General features: G+C 40.7%; 18 protein-coding genes and 1 rRNA gene. 2 read left to right on the top strand and 17 right to left on the bottom strand.

The window, feature by feature from the left end; translation table 11 throughout:
• Nucleotides 1-247: ribosomal RNA gene (locus AB4111_RS22415) — 16S ribosomal RNA — on the bottom strand; the annotation flags it as partial.
• 717 nt (nucleotides 248-964) lie between these two features.
• Between AB4111_RS22415 and AB4111_RS22410 the strand changes: the two genes are divergently transcribed.
• Nucleotides 965-2338: a molybdopterin-dependent oxidoreductase gene (locus AB4111_RS22410; RefSeq protein WP_442033276.1), complete on the top strand. Its 1374-nt coding sequence runs from the start codon at nucleotides 965-967 to the stop codon at nucleotides 2336-2338.
• Nucleotides 2339-2465: 127 nt separating this feature from the next.
• Here the strand turns inward: AB4111_RS22410 and ligA are convergent, their stop codons facing one another.
• The 14 genes from ligA to AB4111_RS22340 all read right to left on the bottom strand — a co-directional run bounded on the left by ligA (nucleotide 2466) and on the right by AB4111_RS22340 (nucleotide 19106).
• The gene (gene ligA / locus AB4111_RS22405) at nucleotides 2466-4487 is read right to left on the bottom strand and encodes an NAD-dependent DNA ligase LigA (RefSeq protein WP_442033275.1); all 2022 of its coding nucleotides are present in this window, start codon (nucleotides 4485-4487) and stop codon (nucleotides 2466-2468) included.
• Between the two features lie 215 nt (nucleotides 4488-4702).
• Nucleotides 4703-7057, bottom strand: coding sequence for a DNA helicase PcrA (pcrA, locus tag AB4111_RS22400; protein WP_442033274.1), 2355 nt, complete (start codon nucleotides 7055-7057; stop codon nucleotides 4703-4705).
• Nucleotides 7058-7484: 427 nt separating this feature from the next.
• The gene (locus tag AB4111_RS22395) at nucleotides 7485-8180 is read right to left on the bottom strand and encodes a heptaprenylglyceryl phosphate synthase (protein ID WP_442033300.1); all 696 of its coding nucleotides are present in this window, start codon (nucleotides 8178-8180) and stop codon (nucleotides 7485-7487) included.
• A gap of 187 nt (nucleotides 8181-8367) precedes the next feature.
• The gene (locus AB4111_RS22390; RefSeq protein ID WP_091013171.1) at nucleotides 8368-9243 is read right to left on the bottom strand and encodes a phosphatidylinositol-specific phospholipase C/glycerophosphodiester phosphodiesterase family protein; all 876 of its coding nucleotides are present in this window, start codon (nucleotides 9241-9243) and stop codon (nucleotides 8368-8370) included.
• 125 nt (nucleotides 9244-9368) lie between these two features.
• Entirely contained in the window at nucleotides 9369-10769 is a 1401-nt protein-coding gene (locus tag AB4111_RS22385) for an undecaprenyl-phosphate glucose phosphotransferase (protein WP_442033273.1), read from the bottom strand.
• Nucleotides 10766-11695 carry a glycosyltransferase family 2 protein gene (locus tag AB4111_RS22380; RefSeq protein WP_442033299.1) on the bottom strand — a complete coding sequence of 310 codons (930 nt, stop codon included), beginning with the start codon at nucleotides 11693-11695 and terminating at the stop codon, nucleotides 10766-10768. Before AB4111_RS22380 ends, AB4111_RS22385 begins: the two co-directional genes overlap by 4 nt.
• A gap of 136 nt (nucleotides 11696-11831) precedes the next feature.
• Nucleotides 11832-12770 (bottom strand): glycosyltransferase family 2 protein, encoded by a 939-nt coding sequence (locus tag AB4111_RS22375; RefSeq protein WP_442033272.1) that lies wholly within the window; start codon nucleotides 12768-12770, stop codon nucleotides 11832-11834.
• A 95-nt stretch (nucleotides 12771-12865) separates the two neighbouring features.
• Nucleotides 12866-13732, bottom strand: a complete 867-nt coding sequence (gene rfbD, locus AB4111_RS22370; protein ID WP_442033271.1) for a dTDP-4-dehydrorhamnose reductase — start codon at nucleotides 13730-13732, stop codon at nucleotides 12866-12868.
• On the bottom strand, nucleotides 13732-14754 hold the full coding sequence (gene rfbB, locus AB4111_RS22365; RefSeq protein WP_442033270.1) for a dTDP-glucose 4,6-dehydratase: 1023 nt from the start codon (nucleotides 14752-14754) through the stop codon (nucleotides 13732-13734). Before rfbB ends, rfbD begins: the two co-directional genes overlap by 1 nt.
• Nucleotides 14755-14772: 18 nt before the next feature.
• Nucleotides 14773-15345, bottom strand: a complete 573-nt coding sequence (rfbC, locus tag AB4111_RS22360) for a dTDP-4-dehydrorhamnose 3,5-epimerase (protein ID WP_442033269.1) — start codon at nucleotides 15343-15345, stop codon at nucleotides 14773-14775.
• 10 nt (nucleotides 15346-15355) lie between these two features.
• Nucleotides 15356-16099, bottom strand: coding sequence for a sugar phosphate nucleotidyltransferase (locus AB4111_RS22355; protein ID WP_442033268.1), 744 nt, complete (start codon nucleotides 16097-16099; stop codon nucleotides 15356-15358).
• Between the two features lie 63 nt (nucleotides 16100-16162).
• Complete coding sequence (locus AB4111_RS22350) at nucleotides 16163-17317, bottom strand: hypothetical protein (protein WP_442033267.1); 1155 nt, start codon at nucleotides 17315-17317, stop codon at nucleotides 16163-16165.
• On the bottom strand, nucleotides 17314-18375 hold the full coding sequence (locus AB4111_RS22345) for a glycosyltransferase (protein ID WP_442033266.1): 1062 nt from the start codon (nucleotides 18373-18375) through the stop codon (nucleotides 17314-17316). Before AB4111_RS22345 ends, AB4111_RS22350 begins: the two co-directional genes overlap by 4 nt.
• On the bottom strand, nucleotides 18372-19106 hold the full coding sequence (locus AB4111_RS22340) for a hypothetical protein (protein ID WP_442033265.1): 735 nt from the start codon (nucleotides 19104-19106) through the stop codon (nucleotides 18372-18374). Before AB4111_RS22340 ends, AB4111_RS22345 begins: the two co-directional genes overlap by 4 nt.
• A 104-nt stretch (nucleotides 19107-19210) precedes the next feature.
• On the opposite strand from AB4111_RS22340, the gene AB4111_RS22335 reads away from it, so the two are divergent.
• Nucleotides 19211-20965: a glycosyltransferase gene (locus tag AB4111_RS22335; RefSeq protein ID WP_442033264.1), complete on the top strand. Its 1755-nt coding sequence runs from the start codon at nucleotides 19211-19213 to the stop codon at nucleotides 20963-20965.
• Nucleotides 20966-21062: 97 nt separating this feature from the next.
• Here the strand turns inward: AB4111_RS22335 and AB4111_RS22330 are convergent, their stop codons facing one another.
• A complete protein-coding gene (locus AB4111_RS22330) occupies nucleotides 21063-23720 on the bottom strand; it encodes a glycosyltransferase (protein ID WP_442033263.1) in 2658 nt (885 codons plus the stop codon).
• A 5-nt stretch (nucleotides 23721-23725) separates the two neighbouring features.
• Nucleotides 23726-24820 (bottom strand): methyltransferase domain-containing protein, encoded by a 1095-nt coding sequence (locus AB4111_RS22325; protein WP_442033262.1) that lies wholly within the window; start codon nucleotides 24818-24820, stop codon nucleotides 23726-23728.
• Nucleotides 24821-24825 lie beyond the last annotated feature (5 nt).

The raw sequence follows: 24825 nt of genomic DNA, 5'->3' as shown, positions 1-24825 counted from the left end.
GCAGGCCCATCCCCAAGTGACAGATTGCTCCGTCTTTCCAGTTTCCTTCAGGCGAAGGAAACAACTATTCGGTATTAGCTACCGTTTCCGGTAGTTGTCCCAAACTTGAGGGCAGGTTGCCTACGTGTTACTCACCCGTCCGCCGCTAAGCATCAAAGAAGCAAGCTTCTTATCAACTCCGCTCGACTTGCATGTATTAGGCATGCCGCCAGCGTTCGTCCTGAGCCAGGATCAAACTCTCCAATAAAGTATTGAAAAGAGCGATAAGCTCATTTTGAATCTGACGATTCATTGTGAATCAAAAGTTACTATCCATTTGTTCAGTTTTCAAGGAACTTGTATGTCCGTTTATGTTGACGTTTGTCAACCGGACAGGAATCTTATCATAACATGTTAACTAACTTACTGTCAACACTTTGTTTTCGCCACCTTTCAAATGATTATGACAATCATTCGTTTGAAGCGACAAGAAATAATATATCATGTCATGATTTATTTAGCAAGCATTTTTAATCAACCCTCGGTTATCATAATAATCTTCTTAAACGGCACCTTGCCTCCAGCCAATATACGACACATTAAAACAATATCTGAAATCAAGATGGTACCCTTTTAAAGGCTACTCTATATCAATGAAACAGATTATTTCTATAATACGACCTCTATTTCATAATTAATAAGAATCCAGATGAAGCTCAGCTAGAGCCCCCGATGGGGATAATGAGCCCTGCCCTCCTGTTGGTTTGAAGAAAGTGATCCAAAAACTCTATAATAAGGTATATAGATATAGGGATAAGGCTAAGCCATCAAGTGTTCTACTTTTATAAGTAGTCTATGAAGTATTGTTTAATCATCACGCCTGCCTAAATCTATACTCAGATAACACGCACTCCATTCACAACTGGCTATTACATAACGAAGTTCTGGATAAACTCATTACTAAACCTATATGGGGTGATCACACTTGAAACAATGGTTGAAGAACAGGCGCAAAGGTTATGGCAAAAAGTTGGTTTCCATCCATGCTTGGAATGCCTGGATTGTTGTGATCCTTGCTATATCAGGTCTTATGCTAGTAGGGGGCTTTTGGCGTGAGATACTTGGAATCGGGCGTGTATGGTTAAAATGGCTGCATATCATCGTTGGGTTAGCTATGCTGGCACCCGTGGTATATTACTTGATTTTGGCCGGAAAGCACTGGAAGCAGCTTCATAATAGACCTTGGCAAAGGGTGAACACCATCTTTGTTCTTGCACTGCTGGTAGGATGGTTACTATCGGGTATTGTATTATGGCAGTTCAAGCTGGCTGGACCCCGATGGTCGAATGCTGCACTTTTGATCCATGATCTGCTGACTTGGGTGGGCTTACCTTATATCATCTATCACTCAATAACTCGGACCAAATGGCTAAAGGACCCTGCACGTCGTGCGGTTAAAACCACTACAACTTCAACACGTGCTCAAAATGCAGCTGATCCATCTGATTCAGTATCTGATGAAAAAGAAACTCCGGCTGCTATATCTTCTCCCCCATTTGATCGTAGTTCCGAGAGAGATTCTCTCAAACCAGAGGAGCGACCTCAGCCGTTGTATACACGCCGAGCTTTCATCCGTTCTGCTGTAGGTGTTGGCCTCGCCGTCACGCTCGGACCTACTTTTATATCCTGGGTAGGACGAAATCTCAAGATTGATAACAGTATCGACAGTATGCTGGAGAACGATCCTAACCGTATGGTTCCTTTGCCACAACCGCTGTCTGCCTCTTCACCTCCCATTGGAGGCGGAGCTGAAGGTCATTTCCGCGTATATACGGTTACGCCCATACCGTCCTTCTCCAATGCTAACTGGTCTTTCCGAATTGATGGATTGGTTGAACGGGCACAGGTCTGGAACTGGGAACAGTTCGTGAAGCTCGCGCGTACCGTACAGGTTAGTGATTTTCACTGTGTGACAGGATGGTCTGTATATAAGAATACTTGGGAAGGAATCTCACTTGCACAGCTTTTGAAGCAAGCAGGGGTCAAACCAGAGGCTCATAGTGTGAAGTTTTATTCAGGTGATGGTGTGTATACAGATGCGATTACGATGGATCAAGCACAAATGGAGGATATTATGGTGGCTGTCATGCATGATGGCAAACCCATCCCAGCTGATCTCGGCGGTCCGGTACGGCTCGTCATTCCTCAAATGTATGCATACAAATCAGTAAAATGGTTGAATCGCATTGAACTCATCGACAGTGAACATATCGGTTACTGGGAAGAGCGAGGATATGACAAGGATGCATGGCTTACAGGCGCATCTCAGCGCATCCCTAATAATATAAGTGGATCATGATCCGTTCAGTTAAAACTGGAGATCGTTCATTCGTTGTATTAATCATTCAAATAACAGCAAAAGCCCCCGACCACGTATCCGTGTCTTCGGGGGCTTTCTTATAGGAACTCTTTTGTCCGTTTATCCTCTAACCCTGTGGGTTCAAAAGACGTACAAGTTCGTCCTCATCCTCAATCGTTGGAATACCGAGATCATGAGCTTTGGTCAATTTGCTACCTGCCTTCTCTCCGGCAATTACCAGATCTGTCTTTTTCGACACACTGCCTGTCACCTTCGCTCCGAGCGCTTCCAGTCTTTGCGTAGCCTCTTCCCGCGTCAGTTGGTGCAGTGTTCCCGTCAGGACGACGGTTTTGCCACTGAAGAAGGAATCTTCCACAACAACAGCTTCTGACACCTCAGGTGCCTGTGCTTTCACACCCAAGTTGAGCATTTTCTCAATCGCAGCCTGTGTAAACGGATCTGCAAAGAAAGTTACGATACTCTCTGCCACAATACCACCAACGTCAGGTAGTTCAACCAATTCTTCTACGGTTGCATTCATAATAGCATGCAGATCTCGATAGTGATCCGCAAGCATACGCGTGGTGGATTTACCTGTGTTCGGTATACCCAGTGAGTATAGGAACGAGGCCAGATCACGATCCTTACTGAGCTCCAGCGCAGCGAGAAGGTTGTTCGCTTTCTTTTCGCCAAACCGTTCCAACTTCACCAGATCATCAAACTGTAACGTATACAGATCAGCAGGCTCACGCACGTTCAATTCATCATACAGCTGAATCGCTGTTTTCTCACTGAATGTCTCGATGTCCATGGCATCACGGGAAGCAAAATGGGAAATACGTGCCACCGTCTGCGGTTTGCATGCCAGTCTGTTGTTACAGAACAGGTGCGCTCCACGTTGCTCCAGCGGGAATCCGCATGCCGGGCACTGCTCAGGGAAGACGATCTCCTCACCATCACTTTCCTCTGTCACTTTACCCAGAATCTCAGGAATGACGTCATTGGAGCGACGGATAAAGACCCGTGTACCCAGAGCAAACTTCAGATTTTTGCGCTCAATATCGCCAACATTGTTCAGCGTACAGTTCTGTACCGTTACCCCGGCAAGTTCAACCGGTTCTACGCGCGCCAGCGGAGTTACTTTGCCAGTACGGCCCACATTCCATACCACAGCATTAAGAACTGTCGTGGTCTCTTCTGCCTCGAATTTATATGCCACCGCCCAGCGAGGGAATTTATCGGTATAACCCAATACCTCGCGGGTGCGCATGTCTGTAATTTTGATAACAGCTCCATCGATCAGATAGTCCAACTGACCCCGGTTCTCCTGAATTGCAGCCAATTGTTCCATTACGTCATCAAACTCATGGAAATAAGTAATGGATGGATTCACCTTGAAGCGGTTCTCACGCAAGAAGTCCATCATCTGCTGATGATTGGCAAACTGAATGTCATCCGAATAACCTACGTTATAAAAATAAGCATTCAGCCGACGCTCAGCCGTCGCCTTTGGATTCAGGTTACGCAGTGCTCCCGCTGCTGCATTCCGCGCATTCTTGAGCGGTTCTGCCGCTGTCTCGTTGTATCGCTCCAGGACAGACAGATTCATGATACCTTCACCCTGTACTTCAATCGTGCCGTTTGTGTAAGGAATTTTGAGCGGGACAGATCTGATCGTTCTCACCTGTGCCAAAATACCTTCGCCTACGGTACCGTTCCCTCGTGTAGAGGCTTGCACCAACTCACCGTTGGTGTACGTCAGGTTCAGCGTCAATCCGTCAAATTTCAATTCAATGACATAACCTGGTTCCGGTAAAGGTGTATCGGGATTTTTACTGTTATAGTCGTTGATCAACTTTAGTACACGGGTATTCCAGCTGCGCAGCTGCTCAATATTTTGCGCTTTGTCCAGACTCCATAATGAAGATAAATGGCGATGTGGGGTAAACCCTTTGAGCAGTTCGCCGCCCACACGCTGTGTTGGAGAATCAGGCAGAACCATGCCGCTTTCCTGTTCCAGCGTAACCAGTTCATCATACAGAAGGTCATACTCCTTATCGCTGATCTGTGGCTGATCCATCGTGTAGTACTGATAATTATGCTGGTTCAGCTCGGTAACGAGTTGCTCCATCCGGTGCATCGGGTCCATACAGGGCCATCCCTCCGTTAATTTGATCTATATATGTAGAACGAACACTCCTATTGCACTTGAACGCCGATAACAGAACAACTTTCCGATCGCTGTTATCCCCAGATTTCTTTTAATTCATGTTAAAAGGTAGAAATCCGGGGATAAAGGCGAACACTTTGCTTCTTCAAGTTATTTCTGTTCTCTCCGTTATCGTGCAACAGGAAGTTTCGTTCTTATTCTACTTTGGTAATCGGGGCAAACCCGGCAAGTAAACGTTTCACACCAACCGGAGCCGGGAATGCAATCTGCAGCTCGGTATCATTACCTGTACCTTTGACTGCAACGATTGTTCCTGTCCCCCATTTGCCATGCTGCACTTTGTCTCCTGCCTTAAACCCTGCTTCACCATTAGAAGCTGCCGGCTTGGAAGCAGATGATGGCGTAGAGTATGTTGGGCGGGAGGTACTTGTGGTCACACGCGAAGTTGGCGTGGATGAGGTAGCAGATGAACCGCTCTTGCTTTGGTGATCAAAGAGCTTGGTGCCACCACCGAAGTTACTTCCTCCACTGGAACCTAGTCCACGTCCACCATATGAGCCGCCTCCGCTACTGCCACGGCGGTAACGATCACGAGCCATGGAAGTGTCTTCCTTCAGTTCATCCGGAATTTCGTCCAAGAAACGGGAAGGTGGATTTGCCGTGGTACGTCCAAACAAGGTACGCATCTGGGCACACGACAGGAAGAGTTGCTCTTCTGCACGAGTAATCCCTACATAAGCAAGTCGGCGTTCTTCCTCCAGCTCTTCATTATCCATAAAGGCACGGCTGTGCGGGAAGACTCCTTCCTCCATACCCACGATAAAGACCACCGGGAACTCCAGACCTTTGGCACTGTGCATGGTCATCAGGGTAACAGCATCGCTCTGATCCTCTTCATCATCGTTCATGCTGTCGATGTCCGCAATCAATGCAAGATCGGTGAGGAACGATACGAGCGTTTTGTCTTCATTATTTTTCTCAAATTCCATCGTTACTGACAGGAACTCATCAATGTTCTCGAGCCGTGCACGAGATTCGAGTGTATTTTCATTTTGCATCTCAAGACGGTATTGGCTCATCTCCAGGATCTTCTCGGTCAGTTCAGTTACAGACAGATATTCTACCATCTGATGCAGAGCAGCGATCATGTCATAGAACTCCACCAGCGCATTACGCGTACGACCAGCAAAACCAAGATCATCCACGACCTGAAGTACTCGGAAAATGGAAATTCCACGCTCTCCTGCCGCAGCCGCCAGCTTCGCTACTGTTGTATCCCCGATGCTACGTTTCGGTACATTAATGATCCGTGTAAGACTGATATCATCGTCAGGGTTGGATAACAGGCGCAGATACGCCAGAATGTCCTTGATCTCTTTACGATCATAGAACTTGATGCCGCCGACAATCTGATACGGAATATCAGACTTGATCAGAATTTCCTCTATAACCCGGGACTGGGCATTGGTACGGTATAAAATCGCATGGTTCTGATAGGATTTGCCGTTCTTCACATTTTTACTAATCTCGGAGGTTACAAAATACCCCTCATCATGTTCGGAATCCGCACGGTACACCTTGATTTTTGAACCACCCTCTTTGTCCGTCCACAGTTTCTTCGGTTTACGCCCTGTATTCAGGCCGATCACTTCGTTCGCTGCATTCAGGATATTGGAAGTAGAACGGTAGTTCTGCTCCAGCAAAATCGTATTTGCTTCAGGGTAATCTTTCTCAAAGTTCAGGATATTACTGATATCCGCCCCACGCCAGCGATAGATCGACTGGTCACTATCCCCTACAACGCAGATGTGGTGGTGACTGTCCGCGAGCATGCGGCACAACATGTACTGTGCACGGTTCGTATCCTGATACTCGTCCACGTGAATGTACTGGAATTTCTTTTGGTAAAAGTCGAGGACTTCCGGCACTTCTTTGAACAGTTGAATGGTCTGCATAATGAGATCGTCGAAATCAAGTGAGTTGTTGGCTCTTAACCGTTTCTGGTACATCTTATATACCTTCGCCACAATACCTTCGAAATAATCTCCCGACTGCTTCTCATATTGCTCCGGACTGATCAGTTCATTCTTGGCCGTGCTCATCATCGATTGAACTGCTTTGGGCTCAAATTTCTTGGTATCAATATTCTGATCTTTCATACAGCTACGAATTACAGATAATTGGTCCGATGAGTCCAAAATACTGAAGTTGGAGGTAAAGCCAATACGTTCAATGTCACGGCGCAAAATACGCACGCACATGGAGTGGAATGTGGATACCCAAATGTCGCGGCCCTGAGATCCACCTACGAGTTGGGATACACGGTCTTGCATCTCACGCGCGGCTTTGTTCGTAAATGTAATCGCTAAAATGCCCCACGGGGGTGCCTTCCGTGTTGCAATGAGATAGGCAATCCGGTGTGTCAGCACCCGCGTCTTGCCAGAGCCCGCTCCGGCCATAATCAGCAGGGGGCCATCCGTCGCCTCGACGGCTTGCCGTTGAGGGGTGTTAAGCCGTGCAACGGCATCATGTATATTTACAGGTTGCATGCATGCATGCTCCTTTCGTTGGTTGGTTAGTCGGTATAAGGGAGCTATCGGTTACACTTGGACTTCAATTGCAGCAGCATCTTCCGATCGTCGTTATCCCCAGATTTTTTGATTCCCTTTATCAAAGGGAAAATCCGGTGATAAATACGAACACTTCGTTTCTTCAGATTGCTTCTGCACTCTCCGTTTTTGTGTAAACATAGTTCCTTTATACGAATTGCTTAGTAAAAGAACAAAATAGGATAAGAAGAGATTGCTTAGAATTTAGCTTTTGTACAGAAAGCTTAACGAATGCTTCGCTTCTCCAGCTTATTTCAATCTTATTCGTACTCGTGTAAACGACATTATACTCATATAACTTCTTAAAATTAGTAAGGGCAAAGTTCTATTTTAACAGATCATAAGGGGAAAATGGGGGAATGGTAAACTAAACCGTTTCATCGGTTCTTTTTACGGCCAACACCGTCTCAAGTGCTTTGTTCAGATCACTATACACGATGTTACCTACAACGATGGTATCTGCCACCTGAGCAGCTTGCGCTGCTTTCTCCGGATTATCTATTCCGCCGCCGTAGATGAGGTGTGCCCGATCCAGTTGTCTGTGTGTCTCCCCAACAAGTTCCATATCTCCGAACGTTCCGCTGTACTCCATGTAAACAATGGGAAGATTGAGCAGACGCTCCGCTGCCTGCGCATATGCCACCGCAGCTCCTGTCGTCAGATCCGTATCTGCACCAGTCAACCGCGCTACCGTGGAGTTTGCATTAAGCACAATATAACCCTCGGCAATCAGCAGATCCCATGGGATCAGATAACCGTAACGCTCTATAGCCTTCTGGTGGTGCCCAATCATCCATTTGCTGTCCGTTGCATTCAGGACCATCGGGATCAGATATCCGTCAAATCCGGGAACAACAGCCTCCAGATCGGATACTTCAAGCACACAGGGCAACTCATAATGACGCACACGGGACATCAGGTCTACCGTGTTATCATAAGTAATTCCGGAAGATCCACCGACGATAATTGCATCGGTCCCCGACATGCAGACCAGATCAAGTTCTTCATCCGTAATCTCCCGGTCCGGGTCAAGCTTAAATACATGTCTCCACTGCTTAATCATGTCTATCAACGAACATTCCTCCAGAGGTTCTTCTGCATCCTAGAAAGCTTGTAAACTAAGTCTAAGTCAGCAGGCAGTGAGTGTCAATGTTCGTATAAAAAGGGGAACAGAAAATCACAGACATTTCCCGGTCCTGGTAGGGAAAAGCCTGTGATTTGGATTTTGTAATGATTATAATTACGACATTTTACGGTTTCCAGGCAAACCGTGTATTCATCTCATCCAGTTCCTGCTCCGTCAGCACGTCCGAGTACACCCCGTACACGCCCCACTTCTCATAGTTAGCCACCTGTTCAGTGTCATTGATGGTATGCACGTAGGTGACTGAGCCTGCACTATTGAGCTTGGCGACGAAATTCTGGTTTACTTTATATTCCGGCATAGTCACGGCATCAATATCATTTTTTTGCACAAAATCAACAACCTGATCTTCTGTATCCTGTGTGGCATATAACGTATAGATAATGGAAGGGAATGCATAGACTTCTTTCACTGTTTCAAGCATCGGTTCATTATAGATCTGTACAACCACGCGATCCAGCACAGAGGGATCATGTTCTTTGGCAGCATCCACGAGGGATCTTAACACCTGCTGTATATCTTCGTCCTTCTGTTCCTTGGTGTCGGTTACGATATACATATCCGGGTATTTAGCCAGTACATCTATAATGCCGTCTGCATCCATAGGCTGGTACATACCCAGAATAGGCGTATTCATGAACTCATCATGTGTCAGCGCCCCGGCCTGTTTATCCTCCGAAAGTTCTTCGTCTTGTCCTAGCATTTTGCTCATATTCGCGGTCCACTCATGTCTGGCTACGGCTTTGCGATCTGATGTCAGCATAAAGTCGATCTCAAATACACGTGTGCCTTTCTCGTAATTGGCAATCATCGCTTCATAGGCGTTGGTATATGGCTGATCCCGAATGCTGCCCATCGCATGGGCAATTAATCTATAGGCGGTAAATCCGTCCCGTTGTTCCTCACTCTCGCTTTCATAGGCGAAAAAGAGTGTACCCACGGTAACGATCAGTAGTATTAACACTGCGGCAATGCGTTTCATATCACATTCACATCCTCAGTACCTTTTTGTTAGCTAACTACCCGAATTGAGGAAGTACAAAACAAAATAGCCGCCCGGAGGCGGCTGTTAAATGGTGGATGCAGGATTTAAATGAATTCTGAACCTCAATAAGCATTCTTAAGGCCTTTGCGAATAGTCTCCCATATAATTTTGATATCAAATAATAAAGACCAGTTTTCAATGTAAAAGATATCTTGTTCAATTCGATCCTCAATCGAGGTATCACCTCGTAGTCCCTTACTCTGTGCCAATCCTGTAATTCCCGGGCGAACATGATGTTTGATCATATATTTCGGGATTTCGTCTCGGAATTGATTCACGTAGTACGGACGTTCTGGCCTCGGGCCAACTACACTCATATGACCCAAAAGGACGTTGAAAAATTGAGGTAACTCATCTAGGCTTGTGCGTCTTATAAATGTTCCAAACACCGTTCGACGCGGATCATTCTGGGTAGACCAACCGGTATCTACCTCACCTTCAGGTATGACTTTCATGGAACGGAATTTATACATCATGAAATTGCGTCGGTTAAGTCCTACTCGCTCTTGTTTGAAGATGACAGGTCCAGCAGAAGTCAATCGTACTCCTACGGCGACAACGAGCATTACCGGAGAAGTTAACAGAATGGCTACTAGCGAGAAAACAATGTCAAAGGTTCTCTTCATCAATCGGTTCACCGCAATATCCAGTGGAATGTCGCGAACGTTAATCATAGGCATACCTGCAAAATTATCAAAATACGGCCGTGCTGGCAAGTAATCAAAGAAATCAGGAATGATCAGTGTCCGGACACCAGCTTTCTCACACACGTTGATAATATGCGAATACTTATCATGAGCATCCAAAGGTAATGCCAGAATGACTTCATCAACAAGATGCGTAGACAAGAATTCTTCCAGTTCGTCGATTCGTCCAAGGATAGGTTTGTATCTTTTTTGTTCAGTCTGATCCCAGTGACGATAATCATCCATAAATCCAGTTACTTCATATCCAAGTTCGGGATAATTTCTAAGGTTGTCATAGAAACGCTTGCCTAGTGATCCAGCACCAAGGATGAGCACAAACTGACGGTTAAAGCCTTTTTTACGCAAGCGTTTCAGTTGTACTTTCACTATATAACGATAGATCATTGTGAATGATATATTGCCAATCATATACATGGCGAGATATGAACGAGAGATGTTCACTTCCTTGAAAAAGAACAGCAGACTCATTAGCATGAAGAAAGCTATGCCATGAGATTGAACGATTTTCCAAAGTTCATCTACAAATCGTTTTTTTCGCTTGGCTATATACAGGGAAGACATTACTCCTGTGATAATAGCAAGAACTGCGTAAACCAAGCTCCACATTATATATTTCTCTATAGGTAATGGATTTTGGTTCGTCAACAGGTTACTCTCAAATTTCAGCCACCAGGCTAGCAAGAATGAAAGCTGAATCACGCCAAAATCAGCCGCAATATACAATTGGGTTAGAAATCGTTGATTACGCCTAATCATGAGTTCACCTCGGAAGATGCTTCATTCTCCGCTCTCATGCGGGTTGTAGTCTGCCCTTGTCTATAAGGAGGAGACAACTTGCTTCGTAATAAAGATAGTGTGAACTTAAGTGATATCCCCATCCACACAGCGGTATTCGTGAGTCGATTGTACTTCTTCGCGTAATGTTTGCGGTGGAACACCCACATTGCTCTATGAAACTCATACGTTATTTTCAAGGGTTTACGACGGGCACTGCCGCCCTTGTAATGCACTATATATGTACGCGGATAATAAAAAATGCCCCATCCCGCCTCTTTGATGCGATAACACCAGTCAATATCTTCTCCATACATAAAGAACGTCTCATCCAACCCGCCAACCTGCTCAATCGTCTCACGCCGCACTAGCATGAATGCACCGACAAGACAGTCCACTGGATATTCATCGTCCGGGCTCAGATGTCCCAGTTGATATTGATTAAACTTCGGCCGATCGGGGAAAAGACGAGAAATACCGAAAGCGTAATAAAACGATGCCGATGGTGTAGGAAATCCACGCTTACACGCCTTATCCAAGGAGCCATCAGGAAGAATCACCTTGCAGCCAGATGCTCCCATCTCAGGATGGCGATCCATGAAGTAGATCATGGTGTGGAGTGTATCCGGTTGGACAACCGTGTCAGAATTGAGTAACAAGACATAGCGCCCTTTGGCTATTTCCATCCCTTGATTATTGGCTACGGCGAAACCTGTGTTGTTTTGATTAGCTATAAGCTGGACGTCCGGGTACGCTTCACGAATTGCCTCAACCGAACAATCATGAGACGCATTGTCTATGACGATAAGCTCGTATTGGTAAGAGGATTGAGATGCATACACCGATGCCAAACAGTCCAGTGTTAGCTGGCGTGTATTGTAATTGACGATTATGATGCTGGCGTCAATCAGTTTCGATACCTCCCGCAAAGGAGTATCTGTTAATTGAAGCATTTTAAAAACTCCTGACTTTATCTCTATGTTTAACTATTGAAAGTATAGCATATTATGGGCGGATGAGTGGAATCAGGGGTAATAGCTCGATTTATACTTTCCTCAACACGTATATAAGCTTAAGAACAACGTCATCTAAAAATGCTTGACGGTAAAAAGGCATTTTAACCGCATAACCAATTCTTTTAACCCCATTGCAATCCAGTTGGTTTAAAAAATGTTGCACAGTCTTTTGCTGATGCGCAGGTAACTTATCTCTATAGAGTTCCAAAAATAATTTAGCTTGTTTACTCAAAATTGAATGATTCTTTCCATTCACGAAACGGTTCCACCTGTTCCTCCATTTTATAAACCATTTATCATTGCTCCCGCCAAGAACATTCCCTTGATGTTGCCGATACAAAATGGTTGGTTCTTCATCAAAGATCACTTCACCAAAAGAGCTAACAAAAAGATATATCCACCAATCATGCATAATGATTTGGGTTAGATCAGACGGGACATTCGCCCTGATCTGCTCGAATGTAACTGGGTTCAAGACCATGGTACAACCAACACAACAGTTTTCTACCAGAGCATTGTAGATGCTGAGCGGCCTTGGAGGCACATGCGGCCATACGTTCAGATGGTTTAAATCCTGATCTACCATCTGTGTAGAAGAACAATACATCAACGCTACGTCTGATGGTCTGGATTGCAATTTCTCTACAGCTCTACTCAGTTTATGCGGTAGCCACACATCATCTTGATCACAAAAAGCATAAAAGTCGTATATAGGCTGAGTTTGTCGCATTAATTCAAAAAAACTTCCGATTACGCCTACATTTTCCCCTTCAATCATACGAATTAGATCCGGATATGCCTTGGCATACCCACGAACCCTCTGGACAGTTTCATCGGAAGAACCATCATCCCTGATATGAATGTGTAGATCTACCTGACTCTGTGCAAGAAGGCTTTCGAGTTGTTCATCAATGTACTTTGCTCCGTTATATGTAGAAAGCATGACACATACTTTAGGCTGGTTCACGTTTCACCTCAAAATTAAATTTTCTTCATTATATACGAAAACCCCCGCCCAGAAATACCAGAGCGAGAGTTACCTAAAAGGATGTTATAATTCATTTAGTTTCCGACAAGAAAAAAAATAAAATCTTTTAGTCCGTCCCGCCATGGGCGGAGATCCGTCAAGCCATTTGTCCGAATGGACATGTGGTCCATCACTGAATTGACGGGCCTAGGAGCCGGTCTGGGAAACTGTTCGGTTGTGCAAGGTTCCAATTTTGCCTGAATGGATACCCCTCCGGTGGTTTGAGCCTCTTCAAATATAGCCTGAGTAAATTCATACCATGTGCAGGTACCACTATTGGAGGCATGGTATATTCCATACATTTCTGTTGCCATGAGTTCCATAAGGAATCCTGCCAAATCTAAAGTATACGTAGGCGATCCTTTTTGATCATGGACAACCTGCAATTTTGGTTTTTCCTGGCCCAGCTTCAACATCGTTTTGACAAAATTATTTCCGTGAAGTCCGTACACCCAAGACGTTCGTACAACGAACCATCTGGAGGACAACGACTGCACCAACCATTCTCCTGCTCGTTTGGATTTGCCATACACGCTTTGCGGATTCGTATTATCATATTCTTGATAAGGATCTACCGATTTGCCATCAAATACATAGTCGGTACTAATATAGATAAGCTTGGCTCCAGTTTTTTCTGCCGCTACAGCAACATTGCGCGTTCCCACAGCATTCACCTTATACGCACCATCGATATCTGTCTCTGCTGCATCTACAGCTGTATAAGCTGCACAATGAATGACCACTTCAGGATGATAAGAGGAGATGACGTCATTACACTGTGCCTGATTCGTAATATCCATCTGATTCCGATCACAAGCAAGAACAGAATGTCCCTCCTTCTCCAAAAGAAGAACGACATCCCGTCCCAGTTGTCCGTTTGCCCCAGTAACCAAAACTTTCATTACTTCACGTCTCCCAATCGAGAGCCATATTGCTTGGCATAGTACTGCTGATACACGCCGGACTGAATACGGGTCCACCATTCTTTGTTATCCAGGTACCATTGAATGGTCTCCTTGATCCCGGTTTCAAACGTATGCTTCGGTTTCCAACCTAGTTCAGACATCGTTTTGGTCGGATCAATGCCGTATCTGCGGTCATGCCCAGGCCGATCTTGCACGTATTTAATTAAAGATTTTGGCTTGCGGAGTTGCTCCAAGATGGTTTTTACAATGTGCACGTTGGTTCGCTCGTTATTGCCACCGATGTTGTAGACCTCACCGTTACGTCCTTGATGGATCACCAGGTCGATAGCACTGCAATGGTCTTCAACATAAAGCCAGTCCCGGATGTTCAATCCATCTCCGTAAACAGGCAAGGCTTCATCAGCAAGGGCACGGGAGATCATAAGTGGGATCAGTTTCTCCGGAAACTGATAAGGGCCGTAATTGTTGGAGCAACGGGTGATATTCACTGGAAGACCAAAGGTCTCATGATACGCACGCACAAGCAAATCCCCACCTGCTTTGGACGCCGAATATGGGCTGTTGGGTTGCAATGGTGTCTCTTCAGTGAATAGGCCTGTTGGACCCAGCGAACCATATACCTCATCCGTTGATACTTGAACGAATTTGGAGATATTGTGTTTTTGGGCTGCCTCAAGTAGTGCTTGGGTACCATTAACATTCGTTCGTACAAACACATCCGGTTCCAAAATGCTGCGATCTACATGAGATTCGGCTGCGAAGTTAACGACAACGTCCACACCTTGGCCAATCAGGCGATCCATCTCGGCAGCATCTGTAATGTCTGCTTTGACAAAAATATGGTTTTTGTTGCCTTCAAGTGATTTCAAGTTTTCTAGATTACCTGCATACGTCAGAGCATCTACATTAATAATTTCGTAATCAGGATGCTGCTCCAACATATACATCACAAAATTACTTCCAATAAAACCGGCCCCGCCGGTAACGAGCAGTTTCATAGTGTTGGAACCTCCTAATTACTTCACTTCGAAGTTGAAGTTGATCTCCGCATCTTGAAGTAATGGATGCCTTTGGTCCTTATCTGACAAAGTCGGACTAGATGTAGGCCAATCAATTCCAAGTGCCGGGTCACTCCATGATATGCCACGGTCGTTCTCCGGGGAATAGTATTCGTCCACTTTATACAAGACTTGGGTATTCGGAACAAGTGTACAAAAACCATGGGCAAATCCTTTGGGGACTAGTAACTGACGATGATTATGTTCACTCAAGATGAATCCCTCCCACTGTCCAAAGGTAGGTGATCCTTGTCGAATGTCCACGATAACATCATAAATCACACCCGAAATAACCCGAATTAACTTGGTTTGTGCTTTGGGATTAAGTTGGTAGTGCAATCCGCGCAACACACCATGCTGAGCAGATAAGGATTGGTTATCCTGAATAAACTTGTAGTTGATTCCTTGTTGATTCATGAGCTGCTCATTGTAACTTTCCATAAAAAAACCCCGGTGATCCCCATGAACCACCGGTTCAATCAAACAGGCACCTGTCAGCTTGGAAGGAGTGATTTTCAATGTTTTCGCCATCCCTTCTCTTCTATAACTTTAACTTCCCGAACTCGTCACCGAATGCAATATCTCGCGCCAATTCATTGGCCCGTGCCAACGACGCGTGAGTGCCTGCGTCTGTCCACCAACCCTTAAGTATATCGTAGGTAAGATTTCCTCGTTCAATATATGCATTGTTTACGTCTGTGATTTCCAATTCGCCTCTTGCAGAAGGCTTTAATGTCTTGATGATCTTGAAGACTTCGCTATCAAACATATATATGCCTGTTACCGCATATTTGCTTTTGGGTTTCTGCGGTTTTTCTTCAATGGATACGATGCGATCGCCGTGTAACTCGGGCACTCCGAAGCGATGAGGATCGTCGACTTCTTGTATCAATATTTTAGCTCCGGATTTCTGCTCCCGGAAATTGGTCACATACTCTGTAATGTCGTCCTCGAACACGTTATCACCCAGGATAACCACCATTTGGTCATCACCTGTAAATTGTTCTGCCAATCCAAGCGCTTGAGCTATTCCTCCTGCTTCATCTTGAACTCGATATGTGAATGAGACACCTATATCACTTCCGCTACCTAGAAGATTAACAACGTCTCCCATATGTTCTTTGCCGGTAATCACCATGATATCGGTAAGGCCAGCTTGTTTCAATTTATATGCAGAATGGAAGATCATCGGATACTTTCCTACAGGAAGCAGATGTTTATTAGTTACCTTGGTTAAAGGAAAAAGGCGGGACCCTGTCCCGCCTGCTAATATGATAGCTTTCATGATTTTATCTCCTTGGAAAATATTTTCAGAAAAACAAATACGATAAATCATGATAAGAACTAGTTATGATTCATTCAAGCCAGATTCAATTGATTCCACAGCATCAGTAATAACCTCACATGCTTGTTCAGCTCTTTTGCTCCATGAGTTTTCCCTCAAAAAGGCGTCGACATCTTCTTGTCTATAATTAGGCAATTTATTCTCTACTAATTTATCCACTAAAGAAAAAAATTCCTTATCAGAAGAGTACAGATTAACAAACGGATGAAACTTATGCATTTCCTCATAACTGACAGCAATGACAGGCTTATTAAAGCTAATGTATTCGTATATTTTCACAGGGTCTACTGCACGAACTAATTCTGTTAGCTTAAACGGCATAATAAAGGCATCTGCTCGCTTCGCATACACTGGCAACATATGATGTTCTACAGATCCTAGCAGTTGAAGTCTCGGATGACGTTTCTTCACTAAAACATCGATAGGCCCAATAACAGTTGCTGTAACTAACGGATATTTAATAAGCATATCAATAATCAAATCAAAGTCAAACCATTCACCGATTGTACCAATATAATGTATGTTCCACCCATTTGCTTTTGGAGAATCAGCAATATTAATAATATTTCCGATATTGTTATGAAAAAAACCATCTGTTATTCCATTGTTTATAACAATAGGCTCATTAATTAAATCGTCACCATACTCACGCATCAACTTCTTTTTGAGATACATTGATGTTGTGATAACGTATTTTGAACACCTAAGGAGTTGACTTTCCAGTTCTATTAACCTCTTTTTTTCTTTTTCACTATAAACTGAGAAAAAACCTAAAAAATCATCCATACAGTCATAGATAACTGTTTTCTCCTTCAACAGCTCCAATGGAAGGAAATCCATAAGTATAGGAGAAGTAATCCAGATACAATCGTATTCTTTTAATAATTCGATAGTAGGATAATTTAAAGTTTTTTCAATAGCTTGTATAAATTTGTATTTTGCTGACTTAGGAATTTTAAATATTTTTCTCCGCATTGATTTTGAATAGGTATTAATCTTATTACTCACGAGATGCTTGCGTTTATTGTAAAGCTTTTGAATATAATAAAGATCTACTGAATAATATTTCGTCAATTCTTCATACAAAAAATGGGGGCGTTGCTTTATCCAGTCCCAGTCTACATGCATTAGATAAGCAATTTTTATAGTTGGAGTCAATTTCTCCCCCCCCTAAATTCACTCGCTTTGATTAGCTCATGCCATTCCTTCAAAAAATTACTTTGCAACCTTGAAGATAACTGCAACATTTTTGTGGAGTGTAGTTCATAATTTGATAATATTGCCCTCATTTTTTTTATGATAGTAGAGTAATCCTTACTCTGAAAAAGATAAGTATCCTCACCATTAAGTAAGTAATGGTGAGCTGGATTATCATGAACCAGAACAGGTACTCCTATTGCTATTGCTTCGGCTGTGGACATACCAAAGCTTTCTTTTGTTGATGCAGACATATAGATACCTTTGTGTCTTTTTATAAATTCCAGTAACCTTCCAACTTTGTCAAATCGAATAGCAGGGAGATACACTGTTCGATTTATCATATCATATTTATAAAGTAACTTACGCAGGTTGATTTCATGCGAAATGACCTCTCCTACTAAGAATAAGCACAAATCGTCGGTGTTCTTATTATACAGGGACACACTTCTTATTACTTCCTCTACTTTTTTCTTGCGGTCCAATCTGCCCAAATACACGACTGGAATTTTCGAATATATAACTGATAACTCATCGTTAAATAATTGTACATCTGACAAATACACAATATTTGAAAGAAGATGCACTCGGTCGACTAGCGGAAGAGGAAGTTCTAATTTGATCTCCTCGGCAAAAGATTGGGACGGGACAATTATTCCATTAATATCGCTCGGCAAACTGCTCAAATATCTTCTGTTTTCAGGATAGCCGGTATGACATTCAATAAAAAGCTTTTCATGATTTACAAAATTCAACACTTCGGGCACATCAATTGAAAAGATATAATCATAATGATCTGGTTCTAAACTTTCTACCACCTTTACGAATGAGTCTAAATTATTTTGTATCAAGTACTCAATAAATTTCTCCTTTGCCGTACCATTTTCCCAAAAAAGAATATCATAATGAATGTTAAGTTTAGAATTTTGAAATACATGAGCTCTATTTAAAAGGATTCTTTCTACTCCGCCCAACGTAGCGCATCTATATATGGTTAGCATTTTAATCGCTTCCATCATCTATATAACTCACAAAAAAAAGTCGTATTTTTTTGAGAGTTCATAAGTTGAACAACTTCCTTTAAATTGTAAATACCGACTGTTTGACCAACTGTTTTTGTGTGATTAGGAAACAAAACAATATCCTTTCTCAGCTGTTTGAAGAATTGAAACTGTTCTTCTGAATTAGTGCATACTATATCTGCCTGTAAAACCAGAGACTCTTCTATCTCACTTCTACATTTTGAATACAATTTTTCTGCCTCCCCATTGTTGCTGATATGATAATAAAAATAAAAGCCTTTATTTCTCAACCCATCTATCATATCTGTGTAACACAATTTGGGAGTATCCAGAAAAAAATATCCTTTTTCAAAGTTTAATTGATCTAAGATATCTAAACTGTTCATAAAAGCAAACATAGGGATTTTATATATCAGGGAACTCTCTTGACTACAACTTCTTTTCATAAAGAATTGAGGACCACAAATTACGAAAATAATAGTTGTTTGCTGTTCCTCTAAAAAAATGCTACTTTTATGACTGTCGATTTCGGATGCTGATATTGGATAAATAACAATGTTTTTAATATTTTTTTCAATCAATTCTTTGTTAAGCTTTTCTAATAGACCTTCAACTTCTTGAGTGTTGTATAATTGTTTAAATGCAAGTCGTTTGATTTTATTCTGCAACAAAACCATAAAACCTTTAACCCCTGTCACTTTAATCAAATTTAAAGCTTTTTTAATCATGATGCAGTTCCTACTTTCAAAATAGTCTTAATGCTATTATAGCATTGGAATACTGACCTGATAAAATACAAACAAAGACTGTTCAAAGGAGTTATATTGAAAAAATGTTATATAACGGTGTTTCTAACTGGTTTATAAACAATATAAGAGAAGGTAATATACTCGTCGTAGGTCATTTATTAGAAACAGTTGATCTTGAACTTATAAAAAAGTACAACTCTGTCATATTATTAGACAATATTCGTACGCTAGCCACTGAAACTTTCCCTGATCATTTCTTCGATTCTATAATCGTAACAACACTTTTAGAATTCAACGGGGAAGCTTTCAGAGAAGTTTATAGAGTTGCAAGAAAAGATTCAGTTCTGTTAATCTCAAGTATGTTTTCACCCTTTCTCCCCAAACAGGGATCAAAAGAGTTGTTTAGCAAAACTTTCTCCCCTTTATATAAAGCCAGTTATATCGACGTTATCCACTCAAATCGCATCTTATATAAAGGAGAAAAACAATCCCATTTCTTCAACTATTCATATAATATAAATCCATTGTTTAATTTCCTTTTTTGTAGAAAGCTTGGACTAATAAATCAGTTGTACTCCAAGATTATTTTTAAACCCGTCATAAAATCAAAACAAATAAAAAATGCTGGAAAAATACTAATAAAAGGATCGATAGAAGATAGAAAAAAATTACAGACTAAATTCGTTAATAAATTCATAAAAAATAAATCCCTTAATATAACTAAAGAACACGAGATCTCTAGTGAACTGTTCGCTTTTATGGAAGACATCAAAAATAGTAATGTGAAGCACATTGTGTTTATGTTCTCCGGGACCTCTTTTATCCAAGATTACAATGGAAATAGGCCAATTAAACTAACCCAACAATTTATTAAGAAAAATATACCGGTTTTATTTTCGTACTGGCGGTGGAATATAAAAGAAAATGTACCCGAAAATAAATGTGAATTATTATTCCAAACCCCAATCGATGTAACTCTTAAATATATGTCTGAAATCGCCAATTATGACTTTGGAGATAAAAAAAAGCTGTTCATTATTTCGTTTCCATATAAAACTTGTGGACAGATTATTCAAGAGTTTAACCACTCAAATTGGATTACTATTTATGATGTAAGAGACGAATGGGAAGAGTTTTATAAAGTTGGACAGGCAGTTTGGTTTAACAAATATGTAGAAAGGGATATTGTCGAGAAGGCTGATGTGGTCTGTGCCGTATCGAAAACACTCTTACAAAAAATGCAACACTTCACATCAAAGAAAGTTAACCTGAACCCAAATGCTCTAGATGCTTCTTTTCTAAATTCTCCCAAAATAAAAAGTGCTCCAAGAACCGGCACAAAAATCATTGGCTATATTGGTCATCTGACTGATGCCTGGTTTGACTGGGAGGCTATTATAAAAATTGCTGCTGCAAATAGAGATTTGAGATTTGAAATTATTGGTCATTCTTTACCTTCTAACATTGTTTTACCTGAAAATATTATATACATTGGGCCAAAAAAACCTAGGGAAATACGATTCTATACCCAAAATTGGAGAGTCGCGATTATACCTTTTAGAATTTCCAAGCTTGCAGATGGAGTCGATCCAATTAAGGTTTATGAATATCTTGCACTAGGACTACCCATAGTCTCCTTTAGAATGCCTCAGATTCACGATTACCCTTATGTATACATCGCTAACACTACTGAAGAATTTCAACAGAAACTTTATGAAGCAATGACTGTAAATATAAATGTTGAATTGATAGCAGATTTTCTAAAAGACAACTATTGGAGCAATAGAGCAGAACAATTTCTCCAATGGAGTAAAATTCAAAAAAGCACACCAAAATAGGTATACCTTTTGAGCTATGAATTTCTAAATTTTAAGTGAAGCCTCGATACTGTTCAGCACCAGCAATAAACAACTTTGCTGGTGCTGGTATTGTTCACTAACCGATTAATTTGTTCTCACATTTCTTTTTAAATTTTATGACTTCTTTGTCTTTTAATTTTACCTGTTCAGAATACATATCTAAAATTGAATATAAAATTCGGGTAGCAATTTGTAGATCCTCAGGTTTAACATTTTTAATTTTCTCGAGATACCAATCCCTAAAAAACACCTCAAACTTATTCTTTGAATAGTCTTCTAAAACACCATAGGACTTATACCTACTAAATGCTCCTTTTTCAAGCAACAGAGATTTTTCGAAAAATTTCTTGGTAATAGAATTTACTGCAGAATTTGCAACAGCAGCATAATATATGTGTACGACAATGTCCATTACTTTAACTTTCGAAGCACACAACATTAATTCATGAAAAAACAATGTATCCTGGCCGATGGAACCAACAACCATATCCAAATTATTTTTAATAATCAATTCTCTTTTAATCATAGCAGCTTGAATACTCTGAGCTTTAAAATTCTTATTAATCAGATATTCTCTTGGCTTGTCAATTATCTGTGGGCTTCCTAACCTTAAAATAACTTCTTTGTTAGTTATTTTTTTTATATGTCCAATCACAAAGTCATAGTCTTTTTCTAATATTTCTCTTAAAAGTACCGCATATCCATCATTGACAGCTTCATTATCGGGATCTAAGAAAGTAATGTATGGACTAGTGGCTAATTCAATGCCTTTATTCCTTGGTCTAGACGCACTGCCGCTACCGCCATCATTAAAAAAATATGTTTTGACATTAGAGAATCTTTTCTCGAGACGGTTAACCAGCATTTTAGTCATCTCATCCGTTGATCCATCATCCACCAATATAACTTCCATCTGTTTAAAAATTGTGCTTCTCTTTAAACTATTGAAACACTTGTTCACCAAATGATTCCCGTTATTATAGATAGGAACAATTACCGATAGCTGAAAGTTACCATTTCTTGAATTTTCAACATTAATTGATTCTTGTAAATTAATTTCAACTTCATAACGATCGATACAGTATCCATTATCTAATTGACCCGCTTTACCCATAGAATATAATTCCTCTAAAGTAAAATCACTACTCCAAAAAACGGTAGTATATTTGTTTTCATAGTTAGAAGTATAATCATGCTCTACACTATTACTATTTACAATATTTTTAGTGATATAGCTTGAACTTGTATATTTAAAAGCGTTACACATGTCCTCAAGATAAAAATTAAGATAATTAATATTTTCATCAAAGAACGCCACTACCTCAAACTGTTCCAGCTTTGAATGATCAATTGCTGATTTCTCCATCAAAACTTTATTGGGATAAGTTTGAGCATCAAACATTTCCTGAATTTTTTTTGTTACTTTCTCAACAACTACAAGAATACTAACAATGCCTTTACTATGCTTAACAGAACACTTTTCTAAAATAAAGTTAAAGCGATCAAACAAAGTATGATTAGTCATTACATTTCTGATACCAAATAATTGATGACGATAAATATCTTCATCATTAAAAGAGTTAATGATAGGAGAAACTTCTTCTTTATTATTAATAATAAAAATATTAGGGAAAGAGTTATTTACTGCTATAGAATAATTAGACAGAACAATATTCCCCAATGCCTGCAGTTCGTAAACCCTCATTGCGCACATAGTTTGGCTATATTTAATACTGTTTAAATTAACAGCCCAATCATATAGCTTATGTACTTTTTGCAATTCAGTATGAGAAACAGAAGGACTAGAATACTTTACATACTTTTCGGGGAAAAAGTAGTCTGGGGCCTTTAACTCAAAGTTACGGTCAATAATTTTAACTTCTCTTTTAGCTTGGATTATCCCATCGAAAATGGTTACCATATCTGTACATCTTTCCTGGTATCTATTCGTCCAGCTGCCAGCAAAAAGAATGTCTTTAAATGAATTTACCTTTTTAAAGCCCACAGGGTTGTGAAATAACGGATTGATACCAAATTCCAAAAACCACACATTTTCATGATTACAGTCTTGTTTATAGTCATCAATTTTTTCAATGGCAGTAGTAAATACATAATCGCATTTTTGTGCTATGTCGATAAAATTATCGTAGTTACTTGGATCTTCAATGGATTGGAAGATGGTTGGAATCCCTTTTGATTTAATATAATCAATTACTTCGAGCAGTTCTGCTCTTTTATCTTCTGAAGAAGCTATCCCCCTCCATTCTCCGTTTAATCCTTTCCATCCCGTAACAAACATGAACATATCAAACTTCATTTCATTCACAAGAAATTTGTAATTAGTATTACTTAAATATGTGAAGTTTGCGGCATCTTTATAGTAATTAATCATAAACTCATCAGATATAATAGCCACATTAAGTTGCTGCTTCTTACAAATCCGGCTTCCGTTGCAATCAGGTATAAGTTTGATAAGGCCATCTATTTTGTTTCTATAAGATAAGTCGGTAACACGTTGCTGGAGATCCTTATATTCCTTGAGATTTAAGGTTGGATGGTTCTGATTTTTTAATGGGGGTAGCACTTCTGGTACTTCCGTTTTTGCAGGTGTCCGTTTTAATCCAAGTTTTGCGTGAAGCTCTTCCAATAATGCTTCTTCACGATTTATTTCTCTTAGTAGAGTCGCTTTTCTGAATTGAATAAAATTCGTTTCATTATCATATTTATTGAGCATTTTAATCACCAGCCACCATTAATTCTTTTTCTGAATTTCCAATACCACAAAGTTATTTTACCTAATTTAGAATTTCGTAGAGTTTGATATTTATAAGATATATCCTTGTGTTGACCAAGTATTATTTCATATCTAGATAATAACTCATGAATTTCCTTTTTCAGCCCTAATTTATTCTCTTTTTCCTCCAAAAGGCTATAACTTATAGTATCCGCAATCTTAGCACTAGAAGAAACCACCTCAGCCACTTCAGCATCCAGCTTGTTCACTAAATCCTCAACCTCTGTTTTAATTCCTTGATAATTAGAATTAAAATCCTCGGTTAATGCTGTTATTTTTTTGTTTATCAGCTCTTCATAATTATTACTGGATAAACTTTTTTTCAAATTTTCATTTTCTTTCCTTAAATCCGAGTGCTTGATCTGCCACTCTTTTAAAGAGGTCACTAATTCCCTTTCCACCTCGTAAAAGTTTGACTCCAGTCTTTTAACAAGATCGTTATTTATACTTATATCAGCATTACTATCCAGAGTTTCTTTTTTAGTTCCTACTACGCCAATCCATTTGCCCATAAATTCTATTTTGCTTACATTTATATATGAACTGACCATTCCTAACAAATCATACAGATAAAAAGTTTTTTTATGATCAAAGAAATCATTGATTCCAAAAGGAACAGTAACTATTATTATCCCCTTAAATTCAAGCAGGTTGTAGGCCTTTAAGAAAAATGCATCAGGCTGATTAATATGCTCTAAAACCTCGGTTAATAAAATCACATCATATTTATCCTTCTTAGGATGCCATGTTATAAAATTGGCTCTCTCAAACTGAACTAGATCTCTGACATCTTCTGGTTCATTCAATAACTGCTCATTCGCAAAGTCAATAGATTCCTGGAGGTAGTCCACCCCAAGTACCTTTTTCCCTTCTCTTCCAAGTAAAATACTCGTTATCCCTTGGGAACAGCCTATATCAAGAATATGATCTCCCTTGGCATGCTGACAGATCCAGTTAATTCGTTTACGCACCTTCTCCCCGAATTCTGTACCTGCTTGATTAAAATATGCTTCCGTTATCTTATCAAATGGTAACTTCATAATAA

The sequence above is a fragment of the Paenibacillus sp. 2KB_22 genome (assembly GCF_052115745.1).
In the GTDB taxonomy this organism is placed as follows: Bacteria; Bacillota; Bacilli; order Paenibacillales; family Paenibacillaceae; genus Paenibacillus.
The sequence above is the reverse complement of the archived record's forward strand: the minus strand, read 5'-3'. Positions and strand labels throughout refer to the sequence as shown.

What these genes read in the sequence shown, in the direction of transcription:
- AB4111_RS22325 (WP_442033262.1), bottom strand. Translation starts at nt 24,820, where the DNA reads ATGAAGTTACCATTTGATAAGATAACGGAAGCATATTTTAATCAAGCA.
- AB4111_RS22335 (WP_442033264.1), top strand. Translation starts at nt 19,211, where the DNA reads ATGTTATATAACGGTGTTTCTAACTGGTTTATAAACAATATAAGAGAA.
- AB4111_RS22385 (WP_442033273.1), bottom strand. Translation starts at nt 10,769, where the DNA reads ATGATTAGGCGTAATCAACGATTTCTAACCCAATTGTATATTGCGGCT.
- AB4111_RS22330 (WP_442033263.1), bottom strand. Translation starts at nt 23,720, where the DNA reads ATGCTCAATAAATATGATAATGAAACGAATTTTATTCAATTCAGAAAA.
- AB4111_RS22345 (WP_442033266.1), bottom strand. Translation starts at nt 18,375, where the DNA reads ATGATGGAAGCGATTAAAATGCTAACCATATATAGATGCGCTACGTTG.
- AB4111_RS22355 (WP_442033268.1), bottom strand. Translation starts at nt 16,099, where the DNA reads ATGAAAGCTATCATATTAGCAGGCGGGACAGGGTCCCGCCTTTTTCCT.
- rfbC (WP_442033269.1), bottom strand. Translation starts at nt 15,345, where the DNA reads ATGGCGAAAACATTGAAAATCACTCCTTCCAAGCTGACAGGTGCCTGT.
- rfbD (WP_442033271.1), bottom strand. Translation starts at nt 13,732, where the DNA reads ATGAAAGTTTTGGTTACTGGGGCAAACGGACAACTGGGACGGGATGTC.
- ligA (WP_442033275.1), bottom strand. Translation starts at nt 4,487, where the DNA reads ATGGACCCGATGCACCGGATGGAGCAACTCGTTACCGAGCTGAACCAG.
- pcrA (WP_442033274.1), bottom strand. Translation starts at nt 7,057, where the DNA reads ATGCAACCTGTAAATATACATGATGCCGTTGCACGGCTTAACACCCCT.
- AB4111_RS22395 (WP_442033300.1), bottom strand. Translation starts at nt 8,180, where the DNA reads ATGATTAAGCAGTGGAGACATGTATTTAAGCTTGACCCGGACCGGGAG.
- AB4111_RS22390 (WP_091013171.1), bottom strand. Translation starts at nt 9,243, where the DNA reads ATGAAACGCATTGCCGCAGTGTTAATACTACTGATCGTTACCGTGGGT.
- AB4111_RS22340 (WP_442033265.1), bottom strand. Translation starts at nt 19,106, where the DNA reads ATGATTAAAAAAGCTTTAAATTTGATTAAAGTGACAGGGGTTAAAGGT.
- rfbB (WP_442033270.1), bottom strand. Translation starts at nt 14,754, where the DNA reads ATGAAACTGCTCGTTACCGGCGGGGCCGGTTTTATTGGAAGTAATTTT.